At 73.9% G+C, this 14,626-nt stretch carries 14 protein-coding genes; 5 read left to right on the top strand and 9 right to left on the bottom strand.

All coding sequences use genetic code 11. The annotated features are described in order from the left end of the window. Positions 1–29 precede the first annotated feature (29 nt). Positions 30–512 (top strand): hypothetical protein, encoded by a 483-nt coding sequence (locus ACFOX0_RS06285; RefSeq protein ID WP_377543121.1) that lies wholly within the window; start codon positions 30–32, stop codon positions 510–512. A 68-nt stretch (positions 513–580) separates the two neighbouring features. Here the strand turns inward: ACFOX0_RS06285 and ACFOX0_RS06280 are convergent, their stop codons facing one another. The 4 genes from ACFOX0_RS06280 to lpdA form a co-directional block, all read right to left on the bottom strand. Beyond that, entirely contained in the window at positions 581–1,006 is a 426-nt protein-coding gene (locus tag ACFOX0_RS06280; protein ID WP_377542661.1) for a type II toxin-antitoxin system VapC family toxin, read from the bottom strand. Beyond that, positions 996–1,265: a type II toxin-antitoxin system Phd/YefM family antitoxin gene (locus ACFOX0_RS06275; RefSeq protein WP_377542659.1), complete on the bottom strand. Its 270-nt coding sequence runs from the start codon at positions 1,263–1,265 to the stop codon at positions 996–998. Before ACFOX0_RS06275 ends, ACFOX0_RS06280 begins: the two co-directional genes overlap by 11 nt. A gap of 124 nt (positions 1,266–1,389) precedes the next feature. Then, entirely contained in the window at positions 1,390–3,234 is a 1,845-nt protein-coding gene (sucB, locus tag ACFOX0_RS06270) for a 2-oxoglutarate dehydrogenase, E2 component, dihydrolipoamide succinyltransferase (protein WP_377542658.1), read from the bottom strand. Positions 3,235–3,303: 69 nt separating this feature from the next. Further along, positions 3,304–4,698 carry a dihydrolipoyl dehydrogenase gene (gene lpdA, locus ACFOX0_RS06265; RefSeq protein WP_377542655.1) on the bottom strand — a complete coding sequence of 465 codons (1,395 nt, stop codon included), beginning with the start codon at positions 4,696–4,698 and terminating at the stop codon, positions 3,304–3,306. Between the two features lie 180 nt (positions 4,699–4,878). Between lpdA and ACFOX0_RS06260 the strand changes: the two genes are divergently transcribed. Beyond that, on the top strand, positions 4,879–5,214 hold the full coding sequence (locus ACFOX0_RS06260) for a hypothetical protein (protein ID WP_377542653.1): 336 nt from the start codon (positions 4,879–4,881) through the stop codon (positions 5,212–5,214). Positions 5,215–5,258: 44 nt separating this feature from the next. Here ACFOX0_RS06260 and ACFOX0_RS06255 read toward each other — a convergent pair whose 3' ends face one another. Beyond that, a complete protein-coding gene (locus ACFOX0_RS06255; protein WP_377542651.1) occupies positions 5,259–6,836 on the bottom strand; it encodes a leucyl aminopeptidase in 1,578 nt (525 codons plus the stop codon). 166 nt (positions 6,837–7,002) lie between these two features. On the opposite strand from ACFOX0_RS06255, the gene gcvT reads away from it, so the two are divergent. Beyond that, complete coding sequence (gene gcvT / locus ACFOX0_RS06250) at positions 7,003–8,151, top strand: glycine cleavage system aminomethyltransferase GcvT (protein ID WP_377542649.1); 1,149 nt, start codon at positions 7,003–7,005, stop codon at positions 8,149–8,151. A 26-nt stretch (positions 8,152–8,177) separates the two neighbouring features. Here the strand turns inward: gcvT and ACFOX0_RS06245 are convergent, their stop codons facing one another. The 4 genes from ACFOX0_RS06245 to ACFOX0_RS06230 form a co-directional block, all read right to left on the bottom strand. Further along, the gene (locus ACFOX0_RS06245; RefSeq protein ID WP_377542647.1) at positions 8,178–9,206 is read right to left on the bottom strand and encodes an aldo/keto reductase; all 1,029 of its coding nucleotides are present in this window, start codon (positions 9,204–9,206) and stop codon (positions 8,178–8,180) included. 98 nt (positions 9,207–9,304) lie between these two features. Then, complete coding sequence (locus tag ACFOX0_RS06240) at positions 9,305–10,579, bottom strand: DUF2314 domain-containing protein (RefSeq protein ID WP_377542646.1); 1,275 nt, start codon at positions 10,577–10,579, stop codon at positions 9,305–9,307. Between the two features lie 72 nt (positions 10,580–10,651). Then, positions 10,652–11,425 carry an adenosylcobinamide-GDP ribazoletransferase gene (locus ACFOX0_RS06235; protein ID WP_377543092.1) on the bottom strand — a complete coding sequence of 258 codons (774 nt, stop codon included), beginning with the start codon at positions 11,423–11,425 and terminating at the stop codon, positions 10,652–10,654. Then, complete coding sequence (locus tag ACFOX0_RS06230; RefSeq protein WP_377542644.1) at positions 11,418–13,469, bottom strand: bifunctional adenosylcobinamide kinase/adenosylcobinamide-phosphate guanylyltransferase; 2,052 nt, start codon at positions 13,467–13,469, stop codon at positions 11,418–11,420. Before ACFOX0_RS06230 ends, ACFOX0_RS06235 begins: the two co-directional genes overlap by 8 nt. A gap of 142 nt (positions 13,470–13,611) precedes the next feature. Here ACFOX0_RS06230 and ACFOX0_RS06225 point away from each other — a divergent pair, with 142 nt between their 5' ends. Next, positions 13,612–13,812 carry a hypothetical protein gene (locus ACFOX0_RS06225; RefSeq protein WP_377542643.1) on the top strand — a complete coding sequence of 67 codons (201 nt, stop codon included), beginning with the start codon at positions 13,612–13,614 and terminating at the stop codon, positions 13,810–13,812. 47 nt (positions 13,813–13,859) lie between these two features. Continuing rightward, the gene (locus ACFOX0_RS06220; RefSeq protein WP_377543091.1) at positions 13,860–14,621 is read left to right on the top strand and encodes a site-2 protease family protein; all 762 of its coding nucleotides are present in this window, start codon (positions 13,860–13,862) and stop codon (positions 14,619–14,621) included. Positions 14,622–14,626 lie beyond the last annotated feature (5 nt).

The raw sequence follows: 14,626 nt of genomic DNA, 5'->3' as shown, positions 1-14,626 counted from the left end.
GCCGCCCTCCAAGCGCTGACCTCTCCGCCGTGCAGATCCGCAACCGGCTGGTGCTGTCGGCCCGGCGGATCGTGTTCGGCCGCTGGCCGGACGGTTCGGGCCGGTGCCCGGTCTGCCGCGTCTCGGGCTGTGAGGCGCTGACCCACACCCTGCGCTACCTCGATCTGGTCCAGGACACGATGCTGCCGACCCTGCTCGAGCGGCTCGGCGAGCAGCGGGTTGAGTTCGTGCGCATCCAGTGCTGTTGGAACGACACTCGATGCGCACAAACGACGGTGTTCGTGGAGTCGACACCGCTGAGAGGCGCATTCGGTTTGGGTGCGGGCGATCCGGCAGGGATTGGCAGTGCCGAGACCCATTCGACGAGGGCGGCCGGCAGTCGCCACGCGCTGGCGATCGGACCGGTGCTGGCGGCGGCCCCGCGGGTGTGGGCCGCGCACGAGCTGATCGCCCTGGCCGACGTCGAGACCGACCTCGCCACCGCCGGAATCACCGTCACCCGGTTGCGGTGACGCCGGGGCCCAACCTCAACGCCGAGCGTGGGTCCAGCTCGAAGGGTTCGTGCGGTGGTGCGGATGGATCAGGCCCGCGGGCGGGTCACCGGATGCACCGTCACGAGTCGTTCCAGGCCGACGAAGTCGGCTGGATTCGTGGTGTAGAGAGGCAGGCCGTTCGCGTGTGCGATGGACGCGATCATCAAATCCGCGAGCCGACGGCGGGTCGTTCGGCCGGCAGCCAGTACGGCGGCGGAGACCATGCCGAAGGCCCGGGCCGCCTCGGCGTCGAACGGCAGCGGGTCGAAGGTCGCCTCGGCGTGCTGCAACACGCTCATCCGACGGGCGCGTTCACCCGGGTCGTCCGCGTGATGAGGCCCGGCGGACAGCTCCGCCAGGGTCACCGCGCTGATGACGAGTTCGTCGGGCAACTCCACCGGGTCGAGTGCGGCGAGATGGATGACGATGTTCGTGTCGATCAGACCTCGTAGCGCTGGGGCGTCACCAGTCACGGCCGAAGGGGTCCTGGTCGATCGCGGTGTCGAGGTCGCTGCGGAGCTTGTCCGGATCGAGAACGGGAGCGGTGGCGAACGCGGCCATCGCCTCTGCCCGCGGTACGAACGTCCGCCGCCGGAGAGGAATGAGCCGGCCAATCGGGGTGCCGTTGCGGGTAATGGTGAACGATTCGCCCCGTTCGACACTACGCATTATCTCGCCGGACTCGTTGCGTAGCTCGCGCTGGGTGATCTCCCGAGGAGCATGCTCGGCCATGCCCTCAGCGTAGATGAAATGTGCTACAAGGTGCTACAAGCTGCCGTGATGGATTCCGGAGAAGCGCGAGGCGCCCCGGTCCGAACTCGGACCGGGGCGCCTCACGTCAGGCGTACGGGGTGGATCAGGCCAGGCCCAGTTCCGCCTCGAAGTTGCCGCCCTCCAGGCGCTCCTTGACCGCCGTCAGGAACCGGGCCGCGTCCGCACCGTCGATCAGCCGGTGGTCGTACGACATGGCCAGGTAGACCATCGAGCGCACCGCGACCACCTCGCCCAGCTCCGGGTCGTTGATCACGGCCGGGCGCTTCACCACGGCACCGGTGCCGAGCATCGCCGACTGCGGCGACGGCACGATCGGGGTGTCGAACAGCGCGCCCCGGCTACCGGTGTTGGTCAGGGTGAAGGTGGCACCGGCGATCTCGTCCGGGCTGATCTTGTTGGTCCGGGTCCGCTCGGCCAGATCGGCGATCCGCCGGGCCAGGCCACCCAGGTTCAGGTCGCCCGCGTTGTGGATGACCGGGGTCATCAGGCCCCGCTCGGTGTCCACCGCGATGCCGAGGTGCTCGGCCTCCGGGTACGTGATCGTGCCGGCCTCCAGGTCCATCCGGGCGTTGACCACCGGGTAGATCTGCAGCGCCTCGACGGCGGCCTGGGCGAAGAACGGCATGAACGACAGCTTCACGCCGTGCCGCTGCAGGAACGCGTCCTTGGCCTGGGCCCGCAGCTTGGCCACCCGGGTGACGTCCACCTCGACCACGGTGGTCAGCTGCGCCGTCTCGTGCAGCGACTCCTGCATCCGCCGGGCGATGACCGAACGGATCCGGGGCATCTTCTCGGTGCTGCCCCGCTTCGGGCTCGGCGTCGCCTTGGCGGCGGGTGCCGCCTTCGCCGCCGGGGCCTGGCCGGCCGGAGCGGCGGCGGCCGGAGCCGGGGCGGCCTTCGCCGCCTTGGCCTTCTCGGCCGCCTCGAGCACGTCCTGCTTGCGGATCCGCCCGCCGACACCGCTGCCGGTGATCGAGGACAGGTCCACGCCGTGCTCGCCGGCCAGCTTGCGGACCAGCGGGGTCACGTACCCGGCGGCCTCGCCGTTGGCCTGCTGGGTCCCGGCGGCCGGGGCCTTGGCCGCCGGCGCCGCCGGCTGCGCGGCCCGCTCGGTACGGGCCGGCTGCGCGGACACCTCGGTCTCCGGAGCCGGCTCGGAGTACGACATCCCCGGCGTCGGCTCCTCGACCCGCTCCGGCTTCGGCTCGGCCGGCTTCGACTCGGGCTGCTCCTGGGTCTCGCCCTGCTCCGGGGTCGGCTGCTCGGTCGACGGGACCGCGGCCTCGGCGTTGCCGGCCGCACCGATCACGGCCAGCTCGGCACCCACCGCGGCGGTCTCGTCCTGGCCGACCTTGATCTCGGTCAGCGTGCCGGCGGCCGGCGACGGGATCTCGGTGTCCACCTTGTCGGTGGAGACCTCCAGCAGCGGCTCGTCGGCCTCGACGGTGTCGCCGACCTCCTTGAGCCAGCGGGTGACCGTACCCTCGGTGACGCTCTCGCCCAGGGCCGGCATCTTGACGACGGTGCCCTCGCCACCGGCCGGCGCGGCCTGCGCCGGGGTGGTCTCCTGCGGCTTCTCCTGCTGCTCGGCCGCGGGCTGCGCCGGCGGGGTGGCCGGCTCGGGCCGCGCCTCCGGCTCGGCGGCCCGCTCCTCGGACGGCTCGGCGGCACCGCCGCCGTCGCCCTCACCCTCGCCCGAGATGACGGCGAGCTCGCTGCCGACCTCCGCCGTCTCGTCCTCGCTCACCACGATCCGGCTCAGCACGCCGGCCGCCGGGGAGGGGATCTCCGTGTCGACCTTGTCCGTCGAGACCTCGAGCAGCGGCTCGTCGACCTCGACCCGGTCGCCCTCCTGCTTCAGCCAGCGCGTGACGGTGCCCTCGGTGACGCTCTCGCCGAGCCGCGGCATGGTGACCGATACCGGCATCTCTCATGACTCCTTCGTGGCCTGGTGCGATCATGCCCGGTCACGACCGGGCGCACGGAAAAACGGTGGTCAGGCGTGCGCGTGCAGGGGCTTGCCGGCCAGCGCGAGGTGAGCCTCGCCGAGCGCCTCGCCCTGGGTGGGGTGGGCGTGCACGAGTTGCGCCACCTCGACCGGGTAGGCCTCCCAGTTGAAGATCAGCTGCGCCTCGCCGATCAGCTCGCCGACCCGGGCGCCGACCATGTGCACGCCGACCACCGGACCGTCCTCGACCCGGACCAGCTTCACGAAGCCGGCCGTCCGGAGGATCTGGCTCTTGCCGTTGCCACCGAGGTTGTAGTTGTAGGTCTTGACCTTGTCCGCGCCGTACTGCTCCTTGGCCTTGGCCTCGGTCAGGCCGACGGACGCCAGTTCCGGGTCGGAGTAGGTGACCCGCGGGATGCCGTTCTCGTCGATCACGGCGGGGTTCTTGCCGGCGATCTCCTCGGCCACGAAGATGCCCTGTTGGAAGCCGCGGTGCGCGAGCTGAAGGCCGGGCACGATGTCGCCGACGGCGTACACGTTCGGGACGCTGGTGCGCAGCCGCTCGTCGGTGAGGACGAAGCCACGGTCCATCTTGACGCCCTGCTCCTCGTAGCCGAGGTCGGCGGTGGTCGGGCCGCGGCCGACGGCGACCAGCAGCAGCTCGGCCTCGACGGTCTCGCCGCCGGCGATGGTGACCTTGACACCGTTCTCGGTGTGCTCGACCTTCTCGAACTTCTTGCCGGTCTTGAAGGCGATGCCACGCTTGCGGAAGGCCCGCTCCAGCGCCTTCGACGACTCCTCGTCCTCGGCGGCCACCAGCCGGGGCAGCGCCTCGACGATGGTCACGTCGGCGCCGAACGACCGCCAGACGCTGGCGAACTCGACGCCGATGACGCCGCCGCCCAGCACGATCACCGAGCCGGGCACCCGGTCCAGCTTCAGCGCGTGCTCGCTGGTGATCACGCGCTGGCCGTCGACCTCCAGGCCGGGCAGGGTCCGCGAGTACGAGCCGGTGGCCAGGATGACGTTGCGGCCAGTGTAGCGCTTGCCGTCCACCTCGACGGTGTCCTTGCCGACCAGCTTGCCGGCGCCCGCCACGTAGCTGGCCTTGGAGCTCTTGACCAGGCCCTGCAGGCCCTTGTAGAGGCGGGAGACCACGCCGTCCTTGTACGAGTTGACCCCGGCCATGTCGACGCCCATCAGCTCGGCCTTGACGCCGAACTGCTCCGACTCGCGGGTCTGGTCGGCGATCTCGGCCGCGTGCAGCAGCGCCTTGGTCGGGATGCAGCCGCGGTGCAGGCAGGTGCCGCCCAGTTCGGCCTTCTCGATCAGCGCCACCGACAGGCCCAGTTGGGCGGCGCGCAGCGTCGCCGCGTAGCCGCCGCTGCCACCTCCGAGGATCACTACGTCGAAGGTCGCGTCGTTCGGCTCGGTCACAGTCATCTCCCAGGTCGCGTCATTGCTACGAGGGTCGTGCCAGGTATGTGGGCACACTCGCCTCGGTCATCTTGTCACTTCACCGCACAGGTCGCTTACCGAGGTGCCCAAGGACACGTTCGCGACACGTACGCTTGCACGCAATCGCCCCGCCGGAGGCGGGTTCTCGGGGGAGGAGATCGACGGGTGGCCTGGTTCCGGCGGCGCGGACGGAAGGCAAGTTCCACCGGTTCCACCGGGGAACGGCCGGCCGACCAGGCCGATCTCGACCATCTTGAGCAGTTCGTCCGGTCCCGGCGCGGGGTGGAGGCGTTCATCGAGCCCCGGACCACCGTCACCCAGACGACGGTGATCCTGATCGCCGCCGACGGCGAGTGGACCCGCCGCCGGGTCCAGGGCCCGGAGGGCGCCCGGCGGTTCGCCCACCGGCTGGCCATCCCCGTGTACGACGTACGGCTGGTCGGTTATCCGCAGCGGATGCGCGACTACAACGAACGCCGCAAGCGCCGCCCCACCGGCTGAGCCGGCCCGGCCGACCCGCGCTCGGGTCGGCCGGCCGCCGCGACTCAGTCGTTGGCGGCGATGTCGTCGATCAGCTCCAGCAGGGTACGGACCGGGACCCCGGTGCCGCCCTTGGTCCAGTAACCGGTCGCCTCGCCGGTGTGGTAGCTCGGCCCGGCGATGTCGATGTGCGCCCAGGGCACGTCCTCGGCGACGAACTCGCGCAGGAACACGCCGCCCTGCAGCATGTGCCCGGCCCGGTCCATCCCGGCGTTGACCTGGGAGATGTCCGCGACGTCGGAGTCCATGCCCTTGCGGACGTCCTCCGGCAGCGGCATCGGCCAGGCCGGCTCGCCGACCGCGTCGCCGGCGTCCCGGACCCGGTCGCACAGCTCCGGGGTGCCCATCACGCCGGCCACCCGCTTGCCGAGGGCGATCACCTGACCGCCGGTGAGGGTGGAGGTCTCCAGCAGGTAGTCGCAGCCGTCGGCGCAGGCCCGGGCCATCGCGTCGGCCAGCACCATCCGGCCCTCGGCGTCGGTGTTGAGCACCTCGACCCGCTTGCCGTTGAACATCGTGATCACGTCGCCGGGCCGGTAGGCGCTGCCGGACGGCATGTTCTCCGCCATCGCCAGGTAGCCGTCGACCGCCACGCCCGGCTTGAGCGCGGCGACGGCCAGCATGGTGGCGCCCACGGCCGCCGCGCCGGCCATGTCCGACTTCATCTCCCACATGCCCTGGGCGGGCTTGATCGACAGGCCGCCGGAGTCGAAGGTGATGCCCTTGCCGACCAGCGCGACCCGCTTGGCCGGGTCGGCACCAGCCGGGGTGTAGGAGAGCTTCACCAGCCGGGGCGGCGCGTCGGAACCCTGCCCCACGGCGAGGATCCCGCCGTAGCCACCGTCGGCCAGGGCCGCCTCGTCGAGCACCTCGACGGTCAGCCCGGCCTCCCGGCCGGCCGCGGCCACGGCGTCGGCGAACGACGGGGGACGCAGCTCGTTGGGGGCGGTGTTCACCCAGTCGCGGGTCAGGCGTACCGATCGGGCCACCACCTCGGCGCGGGCGATCTCGGCCCGGGCCCGCTGGTCCGCGGCGTCCGGGACGTACAGCGCCACCGAGCCGACCGGCTCGCGGCGGGTCGGCTGCGGCTTGGTCTTGTAGCCGGCGAACCGGTACCCGCCGAGCAGCGCGCCCTCCGCCAGCGCCCGCAGCGCGGCCGGCGCGTCCTCGTCGTCCGGGACCGGCAGGGTCAGCGCGACCCGCTCGGCGCCGGCCAGCGCGCGGACCGCGGCGCCGGCGGCCCGGCGCAGCGCCTCCGGCGCCGGTGCCGCGCCGGTCGGCTCGGGCCCGAGACCCACCGCAGCGACCAGCGGCGCCGTCACCGTGCCCAGGGTGGCGAGCTTGGTCACCTCGCCCGGCGCGCCGGTGGCGCCGAGCAGCGCCAGCGTCTCGGTCAGCCGACCGTCGAAGGCGACCGCGACGGCCTCGGCGCCGGTCGCCAGGAGCAGGGTGTCGGCGAGCCGAGCCGGGCCGGCGCCGTCCCCGCCGCCGGTCTGCGAGTGCACGCCGATCACGATCGCGTCGACGGACAACTCGGCGGGGTCGGTGTCGACCAGGCTCAGGGTCGTGCTGGGCGATGTCACTCGGCGTCTCCGGACGTGGCCTGGCCGGTCGCCTCGTGGGCGTCCGGCGATGGAAGCTTCTCCGGCGCAACCTACCCGCCGGACGATCGACTGTCCCGCCCGACCACCGGTCGGAGGGAACCTGCCGATGCTAACCACGGGCCGGACCCCCGGTAAGTTGCCACCCATGACCGACGCCTCCGCCGACCGGCTCCACCAGTCGCCCCTGCACGAGCGGCACGCCGCCCTCGGTGCCAAGTTCGCCGCCTTCGGCGGCTGGTCGATGCCGCTGGAGTACGCCGGCGGGGGCGTGTTGCGGGAACACGCCGCGGTCCGCGAGGCGGTCGGCGTCTTCGACGTCTCACACCTGGGCAAGGCCCGGGTCACCGGCCCCGGGGCGGCGGCGTTCGTCAACTCCTGCCTCAGCAACGACCTGGGCCGGATCGGGCCGGGCCGGGCGCAGTACACGCTCTGCTGCGACGAGGCCACCGGCGGGGTGGTCGACGACATCATCGCCTACCTGCACGACGAGGAGCACGTCTTCCTCATCCCCAACGCGGCGAACACCGCCGAGGTGGTGCGCCGGCTGCGGGCCGCCGCGCCCGCCGGGATCACCGTCACCGACGAGCACGAGGCGTACGCGGTGCTGGCCGTGCAGGGGCCGCGCTCGGCCGAGCTGCTGGCCGCCCTGGGACTGCCCACGGAGCACGGCTACATGAGCTTCACCGAGACGAAGTTGGACGGGACCGAACCGGACGGCACCGGGACGGGCGGTGCCACGCTGACCGTCTGCCGGACCGGCTACACCGGCGAACACGGGTACGAGCTGGTCGTACCGGCCGAGCGGGCCGGCGCGGTGTGGGACGCGCTGTTCGCCGCCGGTGAGCCGTACGGGCTGCGGGCCTGTGGGCTGGGCGCCCGGGACACCCTGCGCACCGAGATGGGCTACCCGCTGCACGGGCAGGACCTGTCGCTGGAGATCACCCCGGTGCAGGCCCGGTCCGGCTGGGCGGTCGGCTGGGAAAAGCCGGCCTTCTGGGGCCGGGATGCCCTGCTGGCCGAGAAGACGGCCGGCCCGCGCCGGCGGCTGTGGGGGCTGGAGGCGGTCGACCGGGGCATCCCCCGGCCCGGCATGACGGTGTACGCGGGCGACGCCACGGTGGGCACCGTGACCAGCGGCACCTTCTCGCCGACCCGCAAGATCGGCATCGCGCTCGCGCTGCTGGACACGGCGGCCGGGCTCGCCGAGGGCTCGACGGTCGAGGTCGACGTGCGCGGCCGCCGCTCGGCGATGCGGGTGGTCCGCCCGCCGTTCGTCCAGCCGTCGGTGAAGTAGGGACGTCAGTCCGGTGAGGTAGGGCGTCAGCCCGCGGGTAGCTCGCGGGCGCGCTGCTGGACGCCCGCGGCGCCGTACGGGTAGTCGGCCACCCGGGGCGCGCTGGCCTCGTCCAGCAGCCGGGTCTCCTCGGCGTCCAGGCGCAGGTCCGCCGCGGCCAGGTTGTCGTCGAGCTGCTCCACCGTCCGGGCGCCGAGGATCACCGAGGTCACCGCCGGTCGGTCGGCCAGCCAGGCCAGGGCGACCGCCGCCATCGACGTGCCGCGCTTGTCGGCCACCTCGGCCACCGCGTCGACGATCCGCCAGGTCCGTTCGTCGGCGTTGCGTCCCGCGTACGCCTCGACGCCGCGCTCCGGGTTCTCGCCGAGCCGGGTGGCCCCGGTGGGCGGGGTGTCCCGCCGGTACTTGCCGGTGAGCCAGCCGCCGCCGAGCGGCGACCAGGGCAGGATGCCGATGCCCTCGTTGTGGCACACGTCGGTCAGCTCGAACTCGATGTCCCGGGCCAGCAGGTTGTACTGCGGCTGGAGGGTGACGATCGGGGTGAGCCCCAGGTGCGCGGTGAGCAGCGCCGCCTTCTGCAGTTGCCAGCCGGTGAAGTTGCTGACCCCGGCGTACCGGATCTTGCCGGCGCGGACCGCGTCGTCGAAGAAGCGCAGGGTCTCCGGCAGCGGGGTCAGCGGGTCCCAGGCGTGCGCCTGGTAGAGGTCGACGGCCTCCACGCCGAGCCGGCGCAGGCTCGCCTCCAGGGCCCGGGTCAGGTGCACCCGGGACAGCCCGGCGTCGTTCCCGCCGGGGCCCATGGCGAAGCGGCCCTTGGTGGCGATGACCAAGGAGTCCCGGGCCCCGGGCCGGGCCCGCAGCCAGCGGCCGACGATCTCCTCGGAGACCCCGGCGGAGTAGACGTCGGCGGTGTCGACGAAGGTGCCGCCCCGTTCGACGAACCGGTCGAGCTGGGCGAAACTGCCCTCCTCGTCGGTCTCGTTGCCGAACGTCATGGTGCCCAGGCACTGGGTAGAGACCACCGTTCCGGTGGCACCCAGGGTGCGGTATCGCATGCGTCTCCCATGATCGGTGCGGTTCGTTGATCGAATCCTGCCACCGACCGGGTCGGGGCGACCACCGTGATTCCACCGCCGGGCGGGCGCCGCCGGGGTCAGCCCGCGTCCAGCACCGCCTGGGTCCAGCCGCCCTCGACCACCCCGGTGCCGTCCAGCACCGCCCAGTCGACAACGTCGTCGGTGTTCACCATCACCGGGCAGCCCATCCGGACGGCCGGGTCGGTGGTGGCGTCGTTGGCGCCGCTGCCCAGGATCCGGTCCGGGTCCAGCCACGAGGTGACGGTGGCCCAGACGTACTCCGGGCCGTCGTCCGAGGGCAGGGCGTACTTCACCACCAGTTGGGCGTCGGCGGGCAACTCGTCGGCCAGGAACCGGTCCCGGATGTCGGGCAGCCGGTCCCGGGCGGTGGCGATGGCCGTCGCCATCGCGTCGGCGGGTCGGGTGTACCGCACGTCGGAGCCGGTGGCCCCGAACAGGGTGGCGCAGACCGCGGCGAAGTAGCGGCCCGGGGGACCGGTGTGCCCGGCCGGCGGGCGCAGGCTCAGGAACGAGTCGGCGTCCGGATCGGGCGCCGGGTCGAGTTCCAGCCGCAGCGTGGCCGGCCGGCCGCCGTCGTGCTGATCCGGGTTTCCGTACGCCACGGCGATGTCGTGCCCCGAGACGGTGGCCCGGATCGGCAACTGCGCGAACGCCGGTGGCTCGGTGGCGGTCAGCTCCTCGGTCCAGGTGCGCAGGATCCGGCGGGCCACCCCGGTCATCACCGCGCCCCAGGCCCGGGTGAGGTGCGGCGGCACCCCCTCGGCCTGCAGCTCCAGCAGGCCGAACCGGCGCAACCCCTTGGTGGTGAACCACAGCCCGTCCGCGTCGGAGGAGTAGGGGACCAGCAGCCAGTCGACCAGGCGTACCCGGCCGTCGGCGTCGGGCAGCGAGCGCAGCGCCACCGCCGGTGACAGGATCTGCAGGGCGAAGACGTCGATCAGGTCGGCGTCCAGCGACTCGGCCAGCGCCGCCGCGACCGCCCGGGCGGCCCACTCGTGTGCCGGCGGCCAGCCGGGCCGGTAACTGGCGTCGACCACGACCAGGTGACTGGCCGCGGCGAGCCGGGCCAGTTGTTCCCCCGTCGCGCCGAACGCGGCGAGCAGGTCCGGCGGCAGGTGCGGGAAGTCGACCACCGGGCGGGTGTCGACGGTCAGCAACGGGCTGTCGATCATCTGGGTGGCCAGGTCGCGGACCGGTGCGGCCAGCCGGTCGCCCAGCGCCGCGACCGCCTCGGCCGGGGTCAGCGGCGGTTCCCCGGAGGTGGGGACCAGGTAGGTGGCGGTCAGCGACTCGGGGACCGGTACGGGCAGGTAGTCGTCCGTGATGGTCATCTCATGCTCCCGGTGGCCGGTCAGGGTGCTGGTGTCGTCGTCTGCGACGCTACCGCCGCCGGCCGACGTTCCTCAGCCGGTCAGCGCCAGCCCCACGTACACCAGGGTGCTGACCAGCTCGACGACCGCGCCCAGCACGTCGCCGGTGATGCCGCCGAACCGGCGTACCGCGTGCCGCAGCGCCAACAGGGTGACGCCGAGCGCCGCGACGACGGCGAGCGGCCCCTGGGCCGGTCGACCCGGCACGGCGGCCACCGCGACGGCGCAGACGGCGAGCGTGCCCACCGCCAGGGCCGGCCGGCCGACCGTGCCGGCGACCAGCGCGCCGAGACCGGTCGGCCGGGCCGCCGGGACGCCGCGCCGGCAGGCCCAGGCCACCCCGAGCCGGCCGGCGGCGGCGCCGGTGACCAGCGCGGCCAGCGTCGCCGGCCAGGGCCGGGCGGTCAGCGCCGCCAACGCCGCGGCCTGCACCAGCAGTACGAGGACCAGCGCGACCACCCCGAACGGCCCGACGTCCGGCTTCTTCATGATCTCCAGCGCGGCGGCCCCCCGCCGGTACGACCCGAGCGCGTCCACCGTGTCGGCCAGGCCGTCCAGATGCAGTCCCCGGGTCAGCAGGGCGCCCGCCGCGACGGTGACGCCGGCGGCCACCAGCGGCGGTCCGACCGCGCCGACGCCGAGCAGGAGCCCGGCGAGCGGCAGCCCCAGGGCGGCGCCCACGGCCGGGGCGAGGGCCATCGCAACCGCCGCGCTCGACCGGTCCACCCGACCGGCCCGTACCGGCAGGACGGTGAACGTGGTGACGGCCAGCCGGACGCCGGCCGGTATCCGCCCGTCGTCAGGCACCACGCGGGGCGCCGGCCCCGTCGGCGAGCCGGCCCGGGTCGGTGCCGTCGGCCCCGTCGGCACCGTGGTCGTCGCCCGGGGCGTCCGGTTCGGTGCGGTGGGCGGGGGGAGTCTCGTCCGGCCGGTCCGGGGCCGCCGGCCCCGGGCCGGTCGGCGGCTCGGTGAACTCCTCGTCCCCGCCGGCCGGGTCGGTGGCCAGGGTCGGGTGCACCGGCAGCGCGCCGGCCAGGGTGAGCACCGAGTTGAGCATCGGCAGCGCGGCCAGCGCGGTGGCTCCCTCGCCGAGGTCGACCCGCAGGTTGAACAGCGGGGTCAGGCCGAGCACGTCGGCGGCCAGCCGGACGGCCGGGTGGCCGCCGTGGTCGGGCAGCAGGCACCAGTGCCGGGCCTGGCCGGCGAGGTCCCGGCTGACCAGCGCGGCGGCCACCCCGACCGGGCCGTCCAGCAGCACCGGCAGCCGCCGGGCGGTGGCGCCGAGCAGGGCGCCGGTGGCGATCGCGATGTCCCCACCGGCCAGGTCGGCCAGCACGTTGCGAGGGTTGCGGTCGGAGTGCCGGGTCCGGTGCAGCGCGTCGCGTACCGCCGTGCAGCGGGCCATCCAGGCGGCGTCGTCCACCTGGCCGCCGGTGGTCACCACCCGGCCCAGGACGGCGGCCGGTTCGGCCCCGGCCGTCGCCGCCAGCACCGCCGCGGCGGCGGCGTCCGTGCCGGCGCCGCAGGCGGCCAGCACGAGCACCTGTACGCCCGCGTCCGCCGCCTCCTCGGCCAGCCGCCAGCCGTAGCGCAGCGCCGATTCCACGGCCGACTCGGACAGCGCCGGTTCCCGCTCGATCCGGCCGGTGGCCGGCGCCTCGACGACCTGCACCTGCGCGCCGGCCTCGGCGGCCAGCCGGGCCAGCGGCCCGTCGCCGGACCGGGCCTGGGCCACCCGGCGGGCCGCGTCGCCGTCCGGCACCCCGGCCGCGGCGCCACCCGGATGGTCGCCGTGCAGCAGCAGCACCCGGGCCGACCGCCACGGTCGCGGGGTGGCCGTGGCCTGGGTGGCGGCCGCGAAGCCGACCACCCGTTCCAGCTCACCCAGGCCGGCGCCGGGGATGTCCAGGGTGGCGAGCCGCTCCAGCGCCTGCGGTCCGGCGAAGTCGTCCGGCAACGGCAGTTCCATGCCGGGCTGGATGACCAGGCCGGTGGCCACCATCGGCAGCGTCATCGTCGGCGCGGTCCAGTTGTCCCCGGTGGCCGCCGGGGCCGGGGGCGCCGACGGGACGGTCGGGGTGAACACCTCGGGCGAGGTCGCCGGGACGACGTCGGCGTCCGGGACTCCGGCCGGGGCCGGCCCCGCCGTGGTCTGGGTGGGCACCGTCCCGACCGGCAGGTCGGGGGCCGGCGCGCCGCCGACCGCCGGATCGCCGAACGCGTCGCCGCCGGTCGTCGGGCCGGTGATGGCGGTGCCGCCGGTCGTCGGGCCGGTGATGGCGGTGCCGCCGGTCGCCGGGCCGGTGTCCGGTTTGAGCCAGGCCGGCTGCCCGGCCACCACCAGCACCACGGCGTCGCAGGCCCGCGCCACCGCCTGGTTGGCCGAGCCGAGCGCGTCCGCGAAGGCCCGGCCGAGCGGGGTGACCGGCACCAGCGACAACCCCACCTCGGGACTGACCAGCACCAGCCGGGCCGCGCAGTCGCGGACCGCGGCGGCCAGTTCGGCGATGGTGGCGACGTCGTCGGCCGGCTGGTGGGCCGGGTCCAGCAGTACGGTGACCCAGCCGCCCAGGTCGTCGACGAGCAGCGTCTCGTCCGGCCGGGCGGCATTGATGATCTCCGCCAGCCGGGACGGGTCGGCGCCGGCCTCGTCGGTGGTCCAGGTCGCCGGCCGGCGCCGCCGATGGTCGTCGATCCGGGTGGTCCACTCCGGGTCCTCGCCGGAGACCGTCGGGGCGGTCGCGACGTACCGGACCGGACCGTGCTCACCGACCAGCGACTCGGCGAACTCGGACTTGCCCGACCGGATCCCGCCGAGCACGAGAAGCGTGTTCCACCCGTCAACCGACATGCCCGTACCTTAAAGGCCCCGGGCCGCGGCCGTGTCGTCCGGCCGGGCGCCCGCCGGGTGGCCGGGGTGGCCGGCCACCGTCGGTGCCGGACTAGGCTGGCGAGGGTTCGTCGGGCGGGTACTGCTGAGAGGGAGACGCGATATGCCGTGGAGCTGGCGGTACGAGGACACGGACGGCAACCCGGTGGACGGGCCCGCCGAGACGTTCGGCAGTCAGGCCGACGCCGAGTCCTGGATCGGCCAGACCTGGCGCGACCTCGCCTCGTCCGGGGTGGTCTCGGTGGCTCTGGTGGAGGACGACCGGTTCGAGTACCGGATGAGCCTGGCGCCGGCGTCGGAGTGAACGTGACGGGCCCCGACCGGTCCGGCGCCGACCGGCTCATCCTCGGGATGCCCCGGGCGGCGTTCCGGCCGAGCCCGATCTTCCTGGGGCTGGTGGCGCTCTTCGTCACCAGCGGGGTGCTGGCCTGGAACCGGGTGGGCAACGTCCGGTTCGACGTCTTCCTGTTCGTGGTCACCGGGTGGCTGGTCTCGCTCTGCCTGCACGAGTACGCGCACGCCGTCGTCGCGTTCCGGGCCGGCGACCGGAGCGTCGCGCACCGCGGCTACCTGACCCTGAACCCGCTCAAGTACAGCCATCCGCTGCTGTCCATCGTCTTCCCGGTGTTCATCGTGCTGCTCGGCGGGATCGGCCTGCCCGGCGGCGCGGTCTGGGTGGACCGGCACGCGATTCCCGGCCGGCTGCGGCACAGCCTGGTCAGTCTGGCCGGACCGGCGACCAACGTGCTGTTCGCGCTGATTCTGGTGGTGCCGTTCGCCGTCACGAGCAGCCTGAGCCTGGCCCATCTGGAGTTCTGGGCCGGGGTGGCGCTGCTCGGCTTCCTGCAGCTCACGGCCAGCGTGCTCAACCTGATGCCGGTGCCCGGCCTGGACGGCGGCAACATCGTTCAGCCCTGGCTGTCGCCGCAGTGGCGCCGCGGCTACGACCTGATGGCCCCGTACGGGTTCCTGCTGTTGTTCGCCCTGCTGTGGAACCCGCGGATCAACGGCTGGTTCTTCTCCGGCGTCTTCGCGGTGGGCGACTTCCTCGGCCTGCCGGCGCAGCTGTACGCCGAGGGCTTCAGCCTGATCCGGTTCTGGCAGAGCTGGTGACCGGC

This window comes from Micromonospora zhanjiangensis, from assembly GCF_042650605.1.
GTDB classification, from domain to species: domain Bacteria; phylum Actinomycetota; class Actinomycetes; order Mycobacteriales; family Micromonosporaceae; genus Micromonospora_J; species Micromonospora_J zhanjiangensis.
Note: the sequence above shows the minus strand (reverse complement) of the source record. Positions and strands in the feature narration are given on the sequence as shown.